Genomic DNA, 18,970 nt, shown 5'->3' with positions numbered 1-18,970 from the left:
AGACCTCAGGCTAAGGCGGGTTCTCAATCGTGCGCATCCTCTTCCTCCTACCGCTGGCATGGCTGGCCGCTTGCGACAGCGGCGCTCTGGCGCCCGCGCGCGTGGCGGGAGGTGATGCGCGGCGCGGGCAGTTGTTGCTGGCGCAGTACCAATGCGGGACCTGCCACCAGATTGCCGGCGTGGCGTCCGCACGCGGGCAGCTTGGGCCGCCGCTCGACGGTTTTGGCCGGCGCAGCTACATCGCCGGCAGCGTGCCGAACACGCCGCAAGCGCTGGAGCGCTGGCTGATCGATCCGCCGTCCATGAAGCCGGGCACCAGCATGCCGGCGATGGGTGTGTCGGCGGAAGATGCGCGCCACATGGCGGCCTACCTGTACGCGCTGCCATGACGAACCCCCAGCAATCCGCGTTGCACCCGGCCGGGCCGGACGCCGAGGTGATCGCGCAGCTGGCGTGGGTGCTGACCGGCGGCGCCTCGGTGATTTTTATCGGCGTGATGGTGTTGTGCGTGATGGGTTTGCGCGGCCGCCGCGTGGTGCATGCGCGCTGGTGGTTGTGGGGCGGCGGTATCGCGTTGCCGGTGCTGGTGCTGTCCGCGCTGCTCGCGTTTTCGACCTTCCGCAGTGCGCAACTGAGCATGCCGTCGTCGCGGCATGCGGTGAAGATCGCGGTGGTGGCGAGGATGTGGTGGTGGGAGGTGCGCTACACCGATCCGGCGGGCGGACCGGATATCGTGCTGGCCAACGAAATACGGCTGCCGGTCGGCCAGCCCGTGTATCTGGGCTTGATCAGCGCGGATGTGATCCACAGTTTCTGGGTGCCGGCGCTGGCGGGCAAGGTGGACATGGTGCCGGGCCGCGTGCACGGCATGACGCTGCAGGCTGATCGCGCCGGCGTGTACCGCGCCCAGTGCGCGGAGTATTGCGGGCAGCAGCATGCGCAGATGGCGCTGCACGTGGTGGCGCAGGACGCGCCGGAATTCGCAGCATGGCTGGCGTGGCAAGGGAAGGCAGCCAGCCCGCCGCCGGCTGCGGACAGCCTGGCCGCGGCGGGCCGGCGTGTGTTCGAGCGGCAGCGCTGTGCCGCCTGCCACGTCATCCGCGGCGACGGGCCTGCGAACGCTGTCGCCGGAGGCTTGGGACCGGACCTGACACACGTGGGTGGCCGCCTCTATCTCGGCGCGGGCGCGCGGCGCAATGAGCGTGGCGCGCTGGAGGCTTGGATCGCCGATCCGCACACGATCAAGCCCGGTGTGCGCATGCCGGCCAGCGCAGACCTTTCGCGTTCGGATCTGCGGGCGTTGGCGGCCTATCTGGAGCAACTGAAATGAGCACACCCAGCTCCCTGCCGCGTCCTGAAGGCGAACTGGAAGAGCTGGAGCGCGTCTGGCGCACGCCGCGTGGATGGCGCTTCCTCACCACCGTCAATAACTCGACCATCGGCCTGCTGTACATCGGCACCGCGCTGCTGTTCTTCGTGCTGGCCGGGATACTCGGCTTGCTGCTCCGCGTGCAGCTGGCGTTGCCGGACAACGGCTTCCTCAGCGCGGGCGTCTACAACCAGGTCTTCACCATGCACGGCACGGTGATGATGTTCCTGTTCGCGATCCCGGTGGTGGAGGCGATCTCGGTCTTCCTGCTGCCCGCCATGCTGGGCGCGCGCGACCTGCCGTTTCCGCGTTTGTCCGCCTACGCCTACTGGGCTTACGCCGCCGGCGGCATCGGTTTCTTTCTCAGTTTGTTCGCTGGCCTGGCCCCGGATGGCGGCTGGTTCATGTATCCGCCGTTGACCGGCAAGGAGCATTCGCCCGGCATCAACGCCGATTTCTGGCTGCTGGGGATAGGCTTTATCGAAATCTCCGCGATCGCCGGCGCGATTGAGCTGATCGTAGGCATCCTGTTCACGCGCGCCCCCGGCATGACGCTGGGCCGCATGCCGGTGTATGCGTGGGCCATGCTGGTCATCGCGCTGATGATCGTGTTTGCCTTCCCGGCCATCATCGCCGGCACCACGCTGCTGGAACTGGAGCGGGCTTACGACTGGCCGTTCTTCATCGCGGCGCGCGGCGGCGATCCGGTCTTGTGGCAGCACTTGTTCTGGTTCTTCGGCCACCCGGAGGTGTACATCATCTTCCTGCCGGCGGCCGGCATGGTGTCGATGATGATTCCAACCTTGGCCGGCACGCCATTGGTAGGTTATCGCCCGGTGGTGATGGCGCTTGGCGCCGTGGGCGTTGTGAGCTTCGCGTTGTGGGCGCACCATATGTTCACGGCGGGGCTCAGCCTGTGGTCGTCCACACTGGTCTCGGCCGCCAGCATGATCGTGGCGATACCGACCGCGCTGCAGGTGTTCGCGTGGATCGCCACGATATGGCGTGGGCAGGTGCGCCTGAATGCGCCGATGCTGTTCGTGCTCGGCTTCCTGTTCATCTTCGTGCTAGGCGGCCTGACCGGCGTGATGGTGGCGGTGCTGCCGTTCGACTGGCAGGCGCACGACAGCTATTTCATCGTCGCGCACCTGCACTATGTGCTGATCGGCGGATTGGTGTTCCCGATGTTCGCCGCCCTGTATTACTGGCTGCCGCTGGTGAACGGCCACCGGCTGTCGGAAGCGCTGGCGCGCTGGATCTTCGGTCTGATGTTTATTGGCATGAACCTGGCCTTCTTCCCGATGCACATCAGCGGCCTGCTCGGCATGCCGCGCCGGGTCTACACCTACGGGCCGGATATGGGTTGGGATGGGTTGAACCTGGCGTCCAGCATCGGCGCGCTGGTGCTCGCGCTGGGCGTGCTGCTGTTCGTGTTCGACGCGGCGCGCACCTTGTGGCGGCCGAAGCGCGAACATGGCAATCCATGGCGCGCCGGCACGCTGGAGTGGATCCCGGCCGAGGACTATGCGACGCGCAGCATCCCCGACGTGCGCTCGCGCGAACCGCTGTGGGAGGACCCGCAACTCCCGGAACAGGTGCGGGCCGGCGCGCACTGGCTGCCAGGCTCCGTGACAGGACGGCGCGAAACCATCGTCACCAGCCCCGTGCAGGCCAGGCCGCTGTACCTGCAGGTGCTGCCCGGCGACAGCTGGTGGCCGCTGGCCGCCGCCCTGGGCACGGCCGGTTTCTTCCTGCTGCTGACGATACACATGACAATCATCGCGTGGTTGTGCGGCCTGGTCGCCATCGGGTCCGTGCTGGCGTGGATGTGGCAGTCCGACAGCCTGCCTGGCCCGCGGCGAATGCGCAGCGCGCGTGTGGCGGACGGCGTGACGCTGCCGGTAGGCGCCAGCGGCCTGCGCTCGCATTCATTGTGGGCCACCGTCATCATGCTGGTGGTGGACGCCACCGTGTTCGCATCGTTCGTCTTCACGCACATTCACACCGCGATGCGGCTGGACATTTGCCCGCCGCCCGGCGCGGCGCTGCCTGCGGCCGTGTGGAGCTGGTCCGCATGCGGCCTGCTGCTGGCGGGATCGCTGCTGATGGCATGGGCGCGACGGCAAGCGGCGCATGGCTGGCAGCGATGCGCGTTCGCGCTGGCGTTATGCTGCATGCTGGCGGGTGTGGGGCTAGACACCGGCAGCTGGATCGCGGCGCGGCTTGACACGGTGGGCACGGCATGGGGCGCCTCCGTGGCGGTGATGCTGGCCTATCAAGGCCTGCACGCGGTGCTGCTGGCGATACTGGCTGCCTACCTGTGGCTGCGCTCCTGGAGCGGCCGGCTCACGGAATTGAACCGCGCCACGCTGGATAACTGCACGCTGATCTGGCACTACACCACGCTGCAGGCGTTCTGCCTGGCGGCCGCCATCCGCATCACAGCAGGGTGACCGCCGCGCTGAGCAGATACAGGAACAGACCCACCATGGCGCCCACCAGCGTCCCATTGACGCGGATGAATTGCAGATCCTTGCCGATATTGAGTTCGATCTGGCGCGACATGTCCTTGTTGTCCCAGGCCTTGACGGTGTCGCTGATGTGGCGCGTCAGGAAGCTCGAGAAGGCCGGAGCCAGCGTGCGCGCCATGCCGGCCAGGTGCTGGTTGAGCGAGGCGCGCATCTCGGGGTGCGCCAGCAGTTCCTCGCTGAGCCACGCGCCGGCCTTGGTGACGCCGGCGCTGAGACGCGAGTCCTCGGCGGCGATGTCGGCCCGGATCCAGTCGCGCACACTGGACCACAAGTCGTGGCTGTAACGGTTGAAGGTCTCGCTGTCGCGCAGGTAGCGCTTGAACTCCTCGCCCTTGGCGATGAAGGCCGGATCGGTTTGCAGCCGCACCACGAAGGTCTGCACCATCTCGTCAAAACGATGGCGCAGCTTGTGGTCCTTGTCGGCGGCGATGTTTTCCATGATGTTGTTGAGCGTATTGGCGATCATGACGGCGCCGTTCTCGCTGATCCACTCGGTGGGCAGCACCAGCTCCATGGCCGCGTGCTCGCGCTTGAGCCATGAGGTAATCAGCTCGGCCATCAACTGGCGTGTGGTGGGGCGGTTGAGGATGCCGATCAGGGCGCGCATGCCATCGTCCAGCAGTTCCTGGTGGCGGCCCTCCTTGGTCAGGCTGCCGATCACGGTGCCCAACGCTGGCGCCATATCGAGCTTGCCGATGGCGGCGTGCAGCGCATCCTTCAGCAGTTGCTGGATGCGGTCGTCGTCGGCGGTGGCGAGGATTTCCGGCACCAGCTTCGCCAGATGGGCGGCGAGGTAGGCACGGTTGGCTGGTTCCTTCAGCCATTCGGCCACGTTGGTGGCGGGATCGGTTTTCAGGATGACGGCGGCCAGCGATTCCGGCTTGAGGAATTTGTCCTCCACGAAGTCCGCCAGGTTGTCGGCGATGCGGTCCTTGTTGTTGGGGATGATGGCGGTATGGCGCGACACGAACGGAATCGGCACCCGGCGGAACAACGCCACCACGGCGAACCAGTCGGCCAGGGCGCCCACCATGGCGGCCTCCGACACGGCGCGCAAGCCGTCGGTCCAGAAGCCGCGCGGCATCAGCGAGGTGACGACAAACAACGCGCAAGCACTCGCCAGCAGCGCCAGCGCCAGCAATTTGGAGCGTCTCAGTTCATCTTCTTTGGTCATATTCGCCATACGACCAAGTGTAAGACAAATCGCTCAGGAACGCTCCATTTTCGCCAACGCGACGGAGGCCGCCGAGGTGCGGGTTTCCACCCCCAGCTTGACGAACACGTGTTCCAGATGCTTGTTGACGGTGCGCGGGCTGGTGCCGAGAATGTCGCCGATGTCACGGTTGGTCTTGCCCTTGATGACCCAGTTCAGGACCTCGGATTCGCGCTGCGTCAGTTTGAAAGTCGCCATCAGCTTTTCGATCTGCGCGGTGTCCGACTCCTCGCGCAGCACGATCATCCACTGTTCGTTTTCGCTGAACTCCGCCGCCGAGAACACCAGCCGCCGGCTGCCGCGCACCAGTGTCAATGGCGGATGCGACTGGCCCTGGCTGTGCGCCAACTGGGTCGCTTGCAACCATGCAGGCAGCTCGGTGTCGGCCGCGTAACCCTGCATCAGCGTGCGCGCGAGCGGCGTTTGCCAGACGATCTTGCCGTCGCGCGGCGTCATGGCGATGACGGCGTTGCCGAAGGCGTCCAGCGCGGTGCGGGCCTGGTCCATCAGGCGCGCGGTCTGCATGTGCGCGGCGATGCGCGCCAACACTTCGCTGGTGCGCAGCGGCTTGGTGACGTAGTCGTTGCCGCCGGCGTCGAACGCCGCCACCACGTGCTCCGCCTCGGTCAGGCCGGTCATGAAGATCACCGGGATGTGGCGGGTGGCGAGGTTGGCTTTCAGGTGGCGGCAGGTGTCGAAGCCGTCCATGCCGGGCATGACGGCGTCCAGCAGGATGATGTGCGGCTGCGCCTCGGCGGCGCGGACCAGCGCCGTCTCGCCGTTGTTCGCCACCAGCACGGTGTAGCCGGATTCGTCGAGCGCGTCGTGTAGCACGGCGAGGTTTTCAGGGATGTCGTCCACCACCAGCACGATGCTGGATTCACTGTTGAAGTTCATTGTTCTCTTTCACAAAATCGGCCATCGCGTCCAGCTGGAAGCGGGTGGCAAAGTTGCGCATGGTGTGGGTGAATTGCGGGTAGTGCGGTTCTATCTCGTCGAGTTTTTTCTGGATGCCGCGCACATAGCCGACCCGTATCAGCTCGCGCAGCGCGGCCATGACGTCGTCCGGCGGGAAGACCAGCGCCGCCGGCGGCGCGGCGGCTGGCGCGGGTGGCGCGGCCTGCGTGGTCCACTCCAGCGCCAGGCGGGCGCCGATCCAGTCCAGCAGTTCCGTCACATTCACCGGCTTGACGAAGAAATCCTCGGCGCGGATGGCGGCCGGGTTTTCCATGCCTTTGTCGAAGGCGTTGGCGGAGACGATGGCGATCGGCGTCACCGACATCTCGCGCCGGCGCAGGATGTAGCTGGCTTCCCAGCCATCCATGCCGGGCATGGCGAGGTCCATCAGGATCAGGTCCGGCTTGAAGCTGGTGTAGAGGTCCAGGCATTCCAGCCCGGACTCCGCCTGCGCCACCTCAAAGCCCAGCGGCGACAGGATGTTGAGCAGCAGCTCGCGGTCCACGCGTTCGTTGTCGACCACCAGGATGCGGCGGCGCGGGCCGCGGTAGCCGGTGCGTTGCGGCGCCTCGCCGCGGCGCGGGCCGGCGCCGGTTCCGCCATCGCGCCCATGGACGCTGGGCAGGAACAGCCGCACATGGAATACGCTGCCACGCGGCGAACTGCGGACTTTGAGCTCGCCGCCCATCAACTGCGTCAGCATGCGGGCGATCGGCAGGCCAAGGCCGGTGCCGCTGGCGTTGGCGTGCGCGCTGGCGCTGCCGCGCGAGAACGGTTCGAAGATGTGGTCTATCTCTTCCTGCAGGATGCCGGGGCCGGTGTCTTCGATTTCAAACGAGGCCATCTCGCGCGCATACTGCAAGCGCATGACGATGCCGCCGTGGCTGGTGAACTTGACCGCGTTGCCGAGGATGTTGATGAGGATCTGCCCCAGCCGCTTGCGGTCGGCGCGCACGCAATGGGGCAGGGCGCCGGTCAGCTCGTAGCGGAAACTCAGGCCCTTGTTGGCCGCCTGCAGCTCGAACATGCGCACCACCTGGCCGATGAAGTCGGGGAAGTCCAGCTCCTTCATGTCGAATTTCAGCTTGCCGCTCTCGATGCGGGCGATATCGAGCGTGCCCTCGATCAGCGACAGCAAATGCTCGCCACTGTTGCGGATCACGCGCACGGCCTGCTGGCGATGCGCCGGAATCGCCGGGTCGTTGTCCAGCAGCTGCGCGTAGCCGAGGATGGAATTGAGCGGCGTGCGGATCTCGTGGCTGATGCCGGCGATGTAGCGGCTCTTGGCCTGGTTGGCCAGGTCGGCGGCCTGCTTGGCCTGCTGCAGCTGGGCGTCGGTTTGCTGGTGCAGTTCGATCTCGCGCGTCAGCAGGCCGGTCTGGCGGTTCGATTCCTCCTGCGCCACGCGGCGGCTTTCGCTGGTCAGCACCAGCCACCAGGCCACGATCCCGCTCAACAGCAGCAGCGCCGCGAAGATCTTGAAGAACACCAGCTGCAGCTGCGGCAGCAGCGCCGCATCCGGCAGTACCGATTGTTCGTGGTAGTAGATCAGCCCAAGCAGCGCCCCGAGCGACAGCACGGTCACGATCATCAGCAACAGGTAGTGTCCCAGACCTCCGCTCAGGTAGCGCCACAGCGATTGCGGCAGCAGCGCGCGCATCGCCTCCTGCCACTGCACGGCCACGCGTGCGTGCGGCTTGCAGGTGTCGTTGCAGCGGGCGTCGAGGCAGCAGCACAGGGAGCAGATCGAGCCCTGGTAGGCGGGGCAGTGCGCCATGTCGTCCGCCTCGTACTCCTTTTCGCAGATCACGCAGGTCTTGCTGTGCACATGTTCCGGCTGCCGCGCGACGTAGTATTTGCCACGGGTGGCCACGGCGATCAGCGGCGACGCCACCAGCGCCGTCAGCAGCGCGATGAAGGCGGAGAAAGCCTGCGCCTGCGCGCCGAACATGCCCATGAACGCGGCCACCGACAACGCCGACGCCAGCAGCATGGCACCCACGCCGACCGGGTTGATGTCGTACAGGTAGGCGCGGCGGAACTCGATGCCTTTGGGGCTCAGTCCCAGCGGCTTGTTGATGACCAGGTCCGCCACCACCGCCGTGATCCACGAGATGGCGATGTTGGAGTACAGGCCCAGCACCTGGTCCAGCGCCTGGAACACGTCCAGCTCCATCAGCAGCACCGCGATCAGCGCGTTGAACACGGCCCACACCACGCGGCCCGGATGGCTGTGCGTGAGGCGCGCGAAGAAGTTCGACCACGCCAGCGAGCCGGCGTAGGCGTTGGTCATGTTGATCTTCACCTGCGACACCACCACCAGCAGCGCGGTCGCGGCCAGCGCGATGTGCGGCTGCTCGAACACCAGGCCGAAGCCGGCCAGGTACATATGGGTGGGATTGACCGCCTGCTCCAGCGGCATGGCGCTGCTGATGGCCAGCCACGCCAGCAGCGCGCCGCCCAGCATCTTGGCGATGCCGAGCAGGATCCAGCCCGGTCCCGCCATCAGCACGCCGAAGTGCCAGCGCAGCCGGTTCTCGCGCGTCTGCTGCGGCATGAAGCGCAGGAAGTCGACCTGCTCGCCGATCTGCGTGATCAGCGCCACGCCCACCGCCGTCGCCGCGCCGAACATCAGCACATTGAAGTGGCCGTGGGTGCCGTCGCGGCCCGCGTAGTCCAGCAGCTGCGCCGGCAGTTCCGGGCGCTTGTAGAAAATCGCGATGAAGGGCAGGGCCATGAGGATCAGCCACACCGGCTGCGTCACCATCTGGATACGCGAGATCAGCGTGACGCCGTGCGTCACCAGCGGCACCACGATCAGCGCGCTCACCATGTAGCCCAGCCATAGCGGCAGGCCGAAATACAGCTCCAGCGCGTAGGCCATGATGGCCGCCTCCAGCGCGAACAGGATGAAGGTGAACGAGGCGTACACGAACGACGAGATGGTCGAGCCGATGTAGCCGAAGCCGGCGCCGCGCGTCAGCAGGTCCATGTCGACGCCGTAGCGGGCGGCGTAGTAGCTGATCGGCAGGCCGGTGAGGAAGATGATCAGGCCGACCGCCATGATGGCCCACAGCGCGTTGATGAAGCCGTAGTTGACGGTGATGGTGCCGCCGATGGCTTCCAGCACCAGGAAGGAGATCGCGCCGAACGCCGTGTTCGAGACCCGAAACACCGACCAGCGCCGGAACGCGCGCGGCGTGTAGCGCAGGGCATAGTCCTCGATGGTCTCGTTGGCCACCCAAGTGTTGTAATCGCGCCGTATTTTGACGATGCGCTGTGTCGTGGTCATAAAAAAGCAGCTAGTGAACTAGCTGCTTTTTAAGCAAATAACATGCCTATGCCGCGATCTAGCCGAAGCGCTGCTTGCCGGCGTTCAGCTTGTCGAGCAGGCGCTTGAGTTCCTCTTCCATGGCGGGGGACAGGTTGGTGAACCGGCAGCCGATCTGCACCTGTTCGCCCAGCAGGAAGGAGCGGAAGGTGCGCGACAGGCGGACTTCCAGGTCGGCGATCATCACCGACTCCGGCCCCAGCTCCAGCCGCACGCGCTGCAGCTTGCGCCCCACGTGCAGGCCGACCGCGTCGCGCGGGGCGGCGCGCATGCCGACGCCGCCGGCGGAAAAATCGTACAGCTGCAGCTCGTACGGCTTGCCGTTGAGGACGAAGGAAGCCATGTAGTACACGCCCAGCGGCGTTTCCAGCCGCACCGAGGAGCGGCGGTTCAGCACCTGGCACTTGAGCGGGAATTCCAGGTTGAGCAGGGTGGGCTGCTCCGGCAGCGAGGCCCAGGTCTCCGAACTCAGCTTGAATTGCAGCTTGGCCGAGCGCAGCCAGGCGACAAATGTGGCCTCGCCGGGCGGCAGGAACTCGCCCTCGTTCAGCTCCAGCACGAAATAGGGGTCTTTCGGATCGACCGACTTGATCCGCGCCATCACCACGTTGGTGGCGGACGAGGGGTAGATCGACACCGCCTCGCCGGATTCCGCGAGCAGGGTCAGGGCATCACCGATGTCATGTTCATCGGTCATGTCATGGGGATTCGAACCCGTCGCGATGGGCTCCACAGCATCTTTTAGGGTGGGGGGCCCGCGGCGAAATTCATTTGGTATTGGATCGTTCACGACGGCATATCTCTTTGATAATGACTTCTGCAATGCGAGGTCGATCTACGCAGTTTACAGCGGATTCAACTTTTTGGCTTGCAAAATAGCAAGAATTTTCTCGTCGTGTGGTTCAGAAGCGCTCATCCGGGCGCAAATAGCGCCATTGGCCCACCGGCAGGTCGCCCAGTTTGACTTTGCCGATGCGCACGCGCTTCAAGCCGACGACTTTCAAGCCCACCATTTCGCACATGCGGCGGATCTGGCGCTTCTTGCCTTCCTTCAGCGTGAAGCTCAATTGGTCGTCGTTCTGCCAGCGCACCTTGGCCGGCAGCAGCGGCTTGCCGTCCATCCACAGGCCGTGGTTGAGCTTTTTCAGGTCGCTGTCGGGCAGCTTGCCGGGCCTGGTGTACTCGACGCGCACCAGGTACTCCTTGTCGACCTCGGTGGTCTCGCCGATCAGGTGCTTGGCCACGCGGCCATCCTGGGTCAGCACCAGCAGGCCGACCGAGTCGATGTCCAGGCGGCCAGCCGGGACCAGCGAACGCAGCTGGGTGGGGTGGAACTGTTCCGGCGACGGATCGTCCGGCCAGCGGTTTTCCGGCTTGATCAGGGCCACGGCCGGCTGGTAGCCGTCCTCGGCCTGGCCGGAGACGTAGCCCATCGGCTTGTTGATCAGGATGGTCACGCGCTTGGACTGCTCGGCGGCGGCCTGGCGCTCCACGGTGACCTTCTGGCTCGGGTAAATCTTGGTGCCCAGTTCGTTGACGACCTTGCCGTCGACCCGGACCCAGCCGCGCGCGATCCATTCGTCGGCCTCGCGGCGCGAGCACAGGCCCAGTTCGGACATGCGTTTGGACAGGCGGAGTAATTCTTCAGGCATTTCTCAACTCTTTAAAACAGGTTAAACCTTGATGGCGTCCAGCAGGTCGGTCTCCAGCTGGATCTGGTTGCGCGCGTTGGACAGGGCGGCGCCGTCGATCAGGAACACGTCCTCCACGCGCTCGCCCAGCGTCATGACCTTGGCGGTGTGCAGGTTGATCTTGTACTTGGTCAGCACGTTGGCGATCGAGTACAGCAGGCCGGTGCGGTCGTTGGCGGCCACCGACAGCAGGTAGTACTGGCCGCGCTCGTCCGGGCGCAGGTCCACCGTCGGCTGGATCGGGAAGGTGCGCGACAGCCGTGACAGCCGGCCCTTTCCGGGCGGCGGCAGCGGCTCGGGCGAGGTCAGCAGGCCGCACAGCTCGTGCTCGATCAGGCTGATGATGTCGCGGTAGCTCTTGGCGAAGTTCTGCTCGGTGACCAGGAAGGTGTCCAGCGCGTAGCCGTGGCGCGTGGTGTGGATCTTGGCGTCGAGGATGGAGAAGTTCTTGCGGTCGAAATAGCTGCAGATGCGCGCGAACAGGTCCGGCTGATCCTTGATGTAGACCGCGATCTGCAAGCCCTCGCCGATCGGCGCCAGGCGGCACTTGACCACCGGCTGCTCGCTGTTGAAGCGCTCGTACAGGGCGCGCGTCTGCCAGGCGATGTCGGAGGCGTCGTGGCGCAGGAAGTAGGCCACGTCCAGCTGCTTCCAGAACGCCTCGTGCGCGTCCGGCGCCAGGCCGTACAGGCGCAGCGTGGCCAGCGCCTCCTGCTGGCGGTTGCGCAGTTCGTTGTCGGCGCTGTGCTCCTCGCCGCCCAGCACGCGCAGGGTGATCTTGTACAGGTCTTCCAGCAGCTTGGCCTTCCAGGCGTTCCAGACCTTCGGGCTGGTGCCGCGGATGTCGGCCACGGTCAGCAGGTACAGGCCGGTCAGGTGGCGCTCGTCGCCCACCACCTTGGCGAAGGCCTGGATCACGTCCGGATCGGACAAGTCCTGCTTCTGCGCCACTTGCGACATGGTCAGGTGGTTGCCGACCAGGAACACGACCAGCTCGGTGTCCTCCTCGCTCATGCCGTGGTCGCGGCAGAACTGTTCGGCGTCGGCCATGCCGAGCTCGGAGTGGTCGCCGCCGCGGCCCTTGGCGATGTCATGGAACAGCGCGGCCAGGAACAGCACCCACGGCTGCGCGAAATTGGCCATCAGCTGGCTGCAGAACGGATATTCGTGCGCGTGCTCGGCCATGGTGAAGCGGCGCATATTGCGCACCACCATCAGGATGTGCTGGTCGACCGTGTAGACGTGGAACAGATCGTGCTGCATCTGGCCGACGATCTTGCGGAAGTTGGGCAGGTAGCGGCCCAGGATCGACAGGTCGTTCATGCGGCGCAGCGCGTGGATGATGCCCACCGGCGCCTGCATGATGCGCAGGAACAGCGAACGGTTGACCGGATCGGCGCGGAACGCGGCGTCGATCTGGAAGCGCTCGTGCCACAGCGCGCGGGTGGCGCGCGCGGTCATGCCCTTGATCGACGGCCGCTCGGTCATCAGCAGGAAGATTTCCAGCATGGCCGACGGGGTTTTCTCGAAGGTGTCGTCCTCGGCGATGTCGATCAGGCCGTTGACGTCGTTGAAGCGCTCGTTGATGCGCACCGCCGCGCCCGATTGCGGGAACAGCCGCTCCTCGATGTTCTGCAGCAGGATGGTGTTGAGCTGGGTCACCGTCTTGGCGGCCCAGTAGTAGCGCTGCATCAGGTATTCGCTGGCGCGGCGCATGTGCACGCCACTGCCGGTGGCCTGCAGGCCCAGCGACTCGGCGATGGCGGTCTGGACGTCGAACACCAGCCGGTCCTCGCGCCGGCCGGCGTGCAGGTGCAGGCGCACGCGGATGTCCTTGAAGGCGCGCTCCTTTTCCATCAGCTGCTTGGCCTCGGTCTGCGTGATCAGGCCGCTGGTGGCCAGGGTGCGCCAGGAATTGGCCAGCCCGGCCGCCTTCACCAGCCACAGGATCACCTGCAGGTCGCGCAGGCCGCCCGGGCTTTCCTTGCAGTTCGGCTCCAGGCTGAAGGCGGTGTCCTCGTACTTGGCGTGGCGCTGCTTCATCTCCAGCACCTTGGCGTGGAAGAAGGCGCGCGGGTCCATGGCGGCCGCGTAGCGCGTTTCCAGTTGCTGGAACAGCTGCTGGTCGCCGCAGATCAGGCGCGCCTCCAGCAGACTGGTCTGGACCGTGATGTCGGCCGCCGACTCGCTCAGGCACTCGTCCACCGTGCGGATGCTGTGGCCGATCTCCAGCCCCAGGTCCCACAGCAGTTGCACCAGCTCCTCGAGCTTGGCCGTGGTGTCGGCGTCCGGCGCCCGCTCCAGCAGGATCAGCAGGTCGACGTCGGAATAGGGGAACAGTTCGCCGCGGCCGTAGCCGCCCACGCCCACCAGCGCCGTGCTGTCCGGCAGGCCGGCCGCGTGCCAGGCCGTGCACAGCACCGCGTCCACCGTCTGGCGCAGGCTGCGCAGCAGCTTTTCCGGCTTGCCATCCTCCTTGAAGGCGGCGATCACGACCTGGCGGTCGGCCTTCAGCTGGCGCTTGAGCTGCTCGCGCAGTTCCTTCTTCATCACGGCCGCGTTCACGGCTTACGCTGCCTTGGCGGCGCCGCCAGTGATGAACGCCGGCGGCGGCGGGCTGCCGGCCGACAGCGTCAGCACCTCGTAGCCGGTCTCGGTCACCAGGATCATGTGTTCCCACTGGGCCGACAGGCTGCGGTCCTTGGTCTTGATGGTCCAGCCGTCGCCCATCTCGCGGATTTCGCGGCGGCCGGCGTTGATCATCGGCTCGATGGTGAAGATCATGCCGGCCTCCAGCTTGACGCCGGTGCCGGGGCGGCCATAGTGCAGCACCTGCGGCTCCTCGTGGAACACCTTGCCGATGCCGTGGCCGCAGAATTCGCGCACCACGCTGTAGCCGGCCTTTTCGGCGTGCTGCTGGATGGCGTGGCCGATGTCGCCCAGGAAGGCGCCCGGCTTGACCTGCTGGATGCCCAGCCACATGCACTCATAGGTCACTTCCGACAGGCGCTTGGCCAGGATCGACGGCTCGCCGATGAAGAACATGCGGCTGTTGTCGCCGTGGTAGCCGTCCTTGATGACGGTGATGTCGAGGTTGACGACGTCGCCGTTTTTCAGCACTTTGTCGCCGGGAATGCCATGGCAGATCACGTCGTTGACCGAGGTGCAGATGGCCTTGGGGTAGGGCGTGTAGCCGGGCGGGCAGTAGTTCAGCGGCGCCGGGATGGTGCCCTGCACGTTGACCATGTATTCGTGGCACAGGCGATCCAGTTCGCCGGTGGTGACGCCGGGCTTGACGAAGGGGGTGATGTAGTCCAGCACCTCGGAGCCGAGGCGGCCGGCGATGCGCATGCCTTCGATATCTTCGGCGGTTTTGATGGAAATAGACATATTGGATCGCAATCAGCTAGGTAAACGGTGAACACGCCCGGCGCGCAGCTCGTTGAGGAGCGGGGCGGCGTGGCGTGCAATATGTCGAAATTATAAACGACAGCGGGGCAGTCGTGCGGCTGGCGCCGCCAAGCTTACCGGGCGGCCTTGCGGGCGCGGCGGCGCGCCTGCCAGCCCACCAGGCCGAGGCCGGCCAGCAGCATGGCCCAGGTGTCGGCTTCCGGCACCGGGGCGGCCGGCGCGGGCTCGTCCTCGCCGCGGCCGGTGAACACGCCGGTGCGGAGGCGGGTGATGTCGCTGTCGTCGGGGTTGCCCAGTAGTTCGGCCTCCAGGTCGCCGCCCATGGCTGCCAGCGCGCGCTGGGTGGCGGCGCGGCGCTTGGCCAGTTCCTCGGGGCTGAGCATGTTGTCGTCCATCATGCCCGGGTCCGCCAGGCCCAGATCGGCCAGTTCGGCCGGAATGTGGAGCTCGCGGCCTTCTTCCTTCTTCTCCGGCGCGGCGGCGGTCGCGGCGGCGGCCGCCTTGCGGGTGATGCGGCTGACGTTGCCGCAAATGCGCGGCACCAGGATGCAGTGCTGGTCGACGCAGTACACGGCGCCCGGCTCGATGCGGCTCTCGGCCCATTTGTCGCGGGTGACGGTGGCGCACACCGACGACTTGCCGAAGTGCATGTCGCGGATGGCGGGGTTGTACTGGTACTTGCCGGCGATGTTGTCGCGGGTGATGCTGACCTTGTCGTCCGACTGGCCTTCTTCCAGGCGGCGCTTCAGCGTGCTGCGCACGGCTTCCGGAATGTCGGTGTAGCGGTCGATGGCGGCGGCGGCCCCGCCGGTGTAGGGATTATGCCCCGGATTGTCCCACGAACATGCGGGTTGCACGGTGGCGGCGGCAAGTGTCACAGCGAGCAGTAAAGGCATATTGTTCTTTCAGGCCGGCGGAAAATTAATAAATCAAAACTTTTATGTCCGCGATGATATTACATTTTCTGCATGTGCGGTATGCCTCTGAGAATTATTTGATGCCGCGCACTACTTTGGCGCGCCGTGGCGCAACACTAGCATCCTGCATGCACCAGTCCGGGGCATCGGCGGGGCGCCGTCATAGAGGGAAACGCTTGCCCAAGTGGCTGTTTTCAGGGTAGAATCTCGGGTTGCTTGAATTTGGTTTAAGCAATGTTGTGTTCCTTAATCTTAAACACGCGAATCCGGTCGACAAGGGTGCCAAGGCAATCGCCGAGGTGACTGATCGGATTCCAGAACTAACCCTGGAGTAAATTATGTCCGTAACTATGCGCGAAATGCTGGAAGCCGGTGTCCACTTCGGTCACCAAACCCGTTTCTGGAACCCAAAGATGGCACCGTTCATCTTCGGTCACCGCAACAAGATCCATATCATCAATCTGGAAAAGACGATGGGTATGTATCAAGAGGCGATGAAGCACGTGAAGCAGGTTGCCGCAAGCCGTGGCACCATCCTGATGGTAGGCACCAAGCGTCAAGCACGCGATATCATCGCTGCTGAAGCCCAGCGCGCAGGCGTTCCTTATGTTGACCAGCGTTGGCTGGGCGGCATGCTGACCAACTTCAAGACCATCAAGACCTCGATCAAGCGCCTGAAAGACATGGAAGCCGCTCTGGAAGACGGTTCGGTAGAGAAGCTGTCGAAAAAAGAAGCGCTGATGTTCCAACGCGAAATCGTCAAGCTGCAAAAATCGATCGGCGGCATCAAAGACATGGGCGGCGTTCCTGACGCCATCTTCGTCGTTGACGTTGGCTACCACAAAGGCGCCATCACCGAAGCCGCCAAGCTGGGCATCCCAGTGATCGGCGTGGTCGACACCAACCACTCGCCAGAAGGCGTGCAGTACGTCATCCCAGGTAACGACGACTCGTCGAAAGCCATCACGCTGTACGCCCGCGGCGTGGCAGACGCGATCCTGGAAGGCCGTTCGGCCGCTGGCGCAGAAGTTGTTGAGCTGGTGAAAGCCGCAGCCGGCGACGAATTCGTCGAAGTCAGCGAACAGGCTTAATCGTTCCTGGCAGGCTGTAAGGAAAAAAGGGGTGGCCAACAGCTCCCCCTTTTTTTTAACATCACCACCCCCGAATACCGAATTACAGGAGAAATACATGGCAGCGATTACTGCAGCAATGGTAGGCGAACTGCGCGCGAAAACCGACGCGCCAATGATGGAATGCAAAAAAGCACTGACCGAAGCCGAAGGCGACATGGGTCGTGCGGAAGAGATCCTGCGCGTCAAGCTGGGCGGCAAGGCCGGCAAGGCGGCCAGCCGCATCACCGCTGAAGGCGTGGTGGCAACCTACATCGCCGGCGGCGTGGGCGCCCTGGTGGAAGTGAACTCGGAAACCGACTTCGTCGCGAAAAACGACGACTTCCTGGCCCTGGCCAACACCGCCGCCCGCCTGGTGGCTGAAAAGAACCCGGCCGACGTGGCAGCCCTGCTGGCCCTGCCGGCCGCCGACGGCAAGACCCTGGACGAAGTGCGTTCCGCCCTGATCGGCAAGATCGGCGAGAACATGACCATCCGCCGCTTCCAGCGTTTCGAAACCACCGCCAAGCTGGCGTCGTACCTGCACGGCACCCGCATCGGCGTGATGGTTGAGTTCGACGGCGCCGACGAGCAAGTGGGCAAGGACGTGGCGATGCACATCGCCGCGATGAAGCCGGTCGCCCTGTCGTCGGAACAGGTTCCAGCCGAACTGATCGAAAAAGAGCGTTCGGTGGCAAAACTGAAGGCCGACGAGGACGCGGCCGCCGCCGTGGCCGCTGGCAAGCCAGTGCAGCCTGCCGACATCGTCGCCAAGCGCCTGGAAGGCTCGGTGCAGAAGTACCTGAAGGAAGTGTCGCTGCTGAACCAGGCTTTCGTGAAGAACGACAAGCAATCGATCGAGCAGATGCTGAAAGAGAAATCGACCACCGTGAAAGCCTTCACCATGTACGTGGTGGGCGAGGGTATCGAGAAGAAGGTAGACGACTTCGCCGCTGAAGTGGCCGCGCAGATGGCCGCCTCCAAAGGAGCGTAATAAAGAAAACGGGCCGAGAGGCCCGTTTTTTTAAGCCCGCAGCAGGACGCGGCGCCGGGCAAGGTATCATAGCGCCGCAGACTCAACCCCCGAACAACCCAATCATTAGGAGCCCCGTCTCATGTCCAAACCAGCCTATAAGCGCGTCCTCCTCAAATTGTCCGGCGAAGCCCTGATGGGCGATGATCCTTACGGCATCAACCGCGCGACGATCGAGCGGACCGTGGCCGATGTGGCCGAGGTCGCGAAACTGGGCGTGGAACTGGCGATCGTCATTGGCGGCGGCAACATCTTCCGGGGCGTGGCGCCCGGTGCGCAGGGCATGGACCGCGCCACCGCCGACTACATGGGCATGCTGGCCACCGTGATGAACGCGCTGGCCCTGGCCGACGCCATGCGCCATGTCGGCATCACCGCGCGCGTGATGTCGGCGATCGGCATCGAGCAGGTGGTCGAGCCGTATGTGCGCCCGAAGGCGCTGCAGTACCTGGAAGAAGGCAAGGTCGTGGTGTTCGCGGCCGGCACCGGCAATCCGTTCTTCACCACCGACACCGCCGCCTCGCTGCGCGGTTCCGAGGTGAGCGCGGAAATCGTGCTGAAGGCCACCAAGGTGGACGGCGTGTACACCGCCGACCCGAAGAAGGACCCGAACGCCACGCTGTACCGCTCGATCAGCTTCGACGAAGCGATCGCCAAGCACCTGCAGGTGATGGACGCCACCGCGTTTGCGCTGTGCCGCGACCAGAAACTGCCGATCAAGGTGTTCTCCATCACCAAGCCGGGCGCGCTGATGCGCGTCATCATGGGCGAGGATGAGGGTACACTGGTTCACGTTTAACACGCGTTTTATTTAGATACACACAGGAGAGCAGCAATGTCCGTAGCTGACGTTAAAAAGAGCGCGCAAGAGCGCATGGTGAAATCGCTGGAAACCCTGCGCGGCGACCTGGCCAAGGTGCGCACCGGCCGTGCCCACGCCGGCATCCTCGACAGCGTGATGGTGGATTACTACGGTAATCCGACCCCGATCAACCAGGTCGCCAACCTGACCCTGGTCGACGCCCGCACCATCGGCGTGCAGCCGTTCGAGAAGAAGATGGCGGCCGCCATCGAGAAGGCGATCCGCGATTCCGACCTCGGCCTGAACCCATCGGCGCAGGGCGACATGATCCGCGTGCCGACCCCGGTGCTGACCGAGGAACGCCGCAAGGAGATGGTCAAGCTGGTCAAGAGCGAGGGCGAGGACGCCAAGGTGGCGGTGCGCAACATCCGCCGCGACGCCAACGAGGGCCTGAAGAAGCTGGTCAAGGACAAGGCCATCTCGGAAGACGACGAGCGCCGCGGCACCGACGACATCCAGAAGCTGACCGACAAGGCCATCGCCGACATCGACAAGATGCTGGCCGAGAAGGAAAAAGAAGTTCTGACCGTATAAGCAGGACCACGT

At 64.9% G+C, this 18,970-nt stretch carries 15 protein-coding genes; 7 read left to right on the top strand and 8 right to left on the bottom strand.

All coding sequences use genetic code 11. The annotated features are described in order from the left end of the window. Nucleotides 1–29: 29 nt before the first annotated feature. From FHW83_RS28865 to ctaD, 3 genes are read left to right on the top strand one after another with little or no spacing between them, the layout of a single operon-like run. A complete protein-coding gene (locus FHW83_RS28865) occupies nt 30–389 on the top strand; it encodes a cytochrome c family protein (RefSeq protein WP_373997283.1) in 360 nt (119 codons plus the stop codon). Continuing rightward, nucleotides 386–1,330, top strand: a complete 945-nt coding sequence (locus FHW83_RS28860) for a cytochrome c oxidase subunit II (protein WP_176649809.1) — start codon at nt 386–388, stop codon at nt 1,328–1,330. The genes FHW83_RS28865 and FHW83_RS28860 overlap by 4 nt, the downstream gene beginning before the upstream one ends. After that, nucleotides 1,327–3,822, top strand: a complete 2,496-nt coding sequence (gene ctaD, locus FHW83_RS28855) for a cytochrome c oxidase subunit I (protein ID WP_176649808.1) — start codon at nt 1,327–1,329, stop codon at nt 3,820–3,822. The genes FHW83_RS28860 and ctaD overlap by 4 nt, the downstream gene beginning before the upstream one ends. On the opposite strand, the gene FHW83_RS28850 is transcribed toward ctaD, so the two are convergent. The 8 genes from FHW83_RS28850 to FHW83_RS28815 all read right to left on the bottom strand — a co-directional run bounded on the left by FHW83_RS28850 (nt 3,809) and on the right by FHW83_RS28815 (nt 15,399). Next, nucleotides 3,809–5,074 (bottom strand): DUF445 family protein, encoded by a 1,266-nt coding sequence (locus FHW83_RS28850; protein ID WP_176649807.1) that lies wholly within the window; start codon nt 5,072–5,074, stop codon nt 3,809–3,811. The two genes, ctaD and FHW83_RS28850, sit on opposite strands and share 14 nt — an antisense overlap. 33 nt (nt 5,075–5,107) lie before the next feature. Further along, the gene (locus tag FHW83_RS28845) at nt 5,108–6,010 is read right to left on the bottom strand and encodes a response regulator (protein ID WP_176649806.1); all 903 of its coding nucleotides are present in this window, start codon (nt 6,008–6,010) and stop codon (nt 5,108–5,110) included. Continuing rightward, nucleotides 5,994–9,362 (bottom strand): ATP-binding protein, encoded by a 3,369-nt coding sequence (locus tag FHW83_RS28840; protein WP_176649805.1) that lies wholly within the window; start codon nt 9,360–9,362, stop codon nt 5,994–5,996. Before FHW83_RS28840 ends, FHW83_RS28845 begins: the two co-directional genes overlap by 17 nt. 58 nt (nt 9,363–9,420) lie before the next feature. Then, nucleotides 9,421–10,098, bottom strand: coding sequence for a flagellar brake protein (locus tag FHW83_RS28835; RefSeq protein WP_176649804.1), 678 nt, complete (start codon nt 10,096–10,098; stop codon nt 9,421–9,423). 205 nt (nt 10,099–10,303) lie between these two features. Further along, nucleotides 10,304–11,053, bottom strand: a complete 750-nt coding sequence (locus FHW83_RS28830) for a pseudouridine synthase (protein WP_176649803.1) — start codon at nt 11,051–11,053, stop codon at nt 10,304–10,306. 21 nt (nt 11,054–11,074) lie between these two features. Then, entirely contained in the window at nt 11,075–13,642 is a 2,568-nt protein-coding gene (locus FHW83_RS28825; protein WP_176649802.1) for a [protein-PII] uridylyltransferase, read from the bottom strand. A gap of 18 nt (nt 13,643–13,660) precedes the next feature. Next, nucleotides 13,661–14,482, bottom strand: a complete 822-nt coding sequence (gene map, locus FHW83_RS28820; RefSeq protein ID WP_176649801.1) for a type I methionyl aminopeptidase — start codon at nt 14,480–14,482, stop codon at nt 13,661–13,663. A 134-nt stretch (nt 14,483–14,616) separates the two neighbouring features. After that, complete coding sequence (locus FHW83_RS28815; RefSeq protein WP_176649800.1) at nt 14,617–15,399, bottom strand: MHFG family PEP-CTERM protein; 783 nt, start codon at nt 15,397–15,399, stop codon at nt 14,617–14,619. A 359-nt stretch (nt 15,400–15,758) separates the two neighbouring features. On the opposite strand from FHW83_RS28815, the gene rpsB reads away from it, so the two are divergent. The 4 genes from rpsB (at nt 15,759) to frr (ending at nt 18,958) form a co-directional block, all read left to right on the top strand. Next, the gene (gene rpsB, locus FHW83_RS28810; protein WP_161013578.1) at nt 15,759–16,511 is read left to right on the top strand and encodes a 30S ribosomal protein S2; all 753 of its coding nucleotides are present in this window, start codon (nt 15,759–15,761) and stop codon (nt 16,509–16,511) included. Between the two features lie 97 nt (nt 16,512–16,608). Beyond that, nucleotides 16,609–17,523 (top strand): translation elongation factor Ts, encoded by a 915-nt coding sequence (gene tsf / locus FHW83_RS28805; RefSeq protein WP_176649799.1) that lies wholly within the window; start codon nt 16,609–16,611, stop codon nt 17,521–17,523. Between the two features lie 121 nt (nt 17,524–17,644). After that, complete coding sequence (pyrH, locus tag FHW83_RS28800) at nt 17,645–18,361, top strand: UMP kinase (RefSeq protein WP_176649798.1); 717 nt, start codon at nt 17,645–17,647, stop codon at nt 18,359–18,361. A gap of 36 nt (nt 18,362–18,397) precedes the next feature. Next, entirely contained in the window at nt 18,398–18,958 is a 561-nt protein-coding gene (frr, locus tag FHW83_RS28795; RefSeq protein ID WP_176649797.1) for a ribosome recycling factor, read from the top strand. Nucleotides 18,959–18,970 lie beyond the last annotated feature (12 nt).

Origin of the sequence: Duganella sp. SG902, from assembly GCF_013376005.1 — a bacterium.
GTDB lineage: Bacteria > Pseudomonadota > Gammaproteobacteria > Burkholderiales > Burkholderiaceae_D > Rugamonas.
Note: the sequence above shows the minus strand (reverse complement) of the source record. Positions and strands in the feature narration are given on the sequence as shown.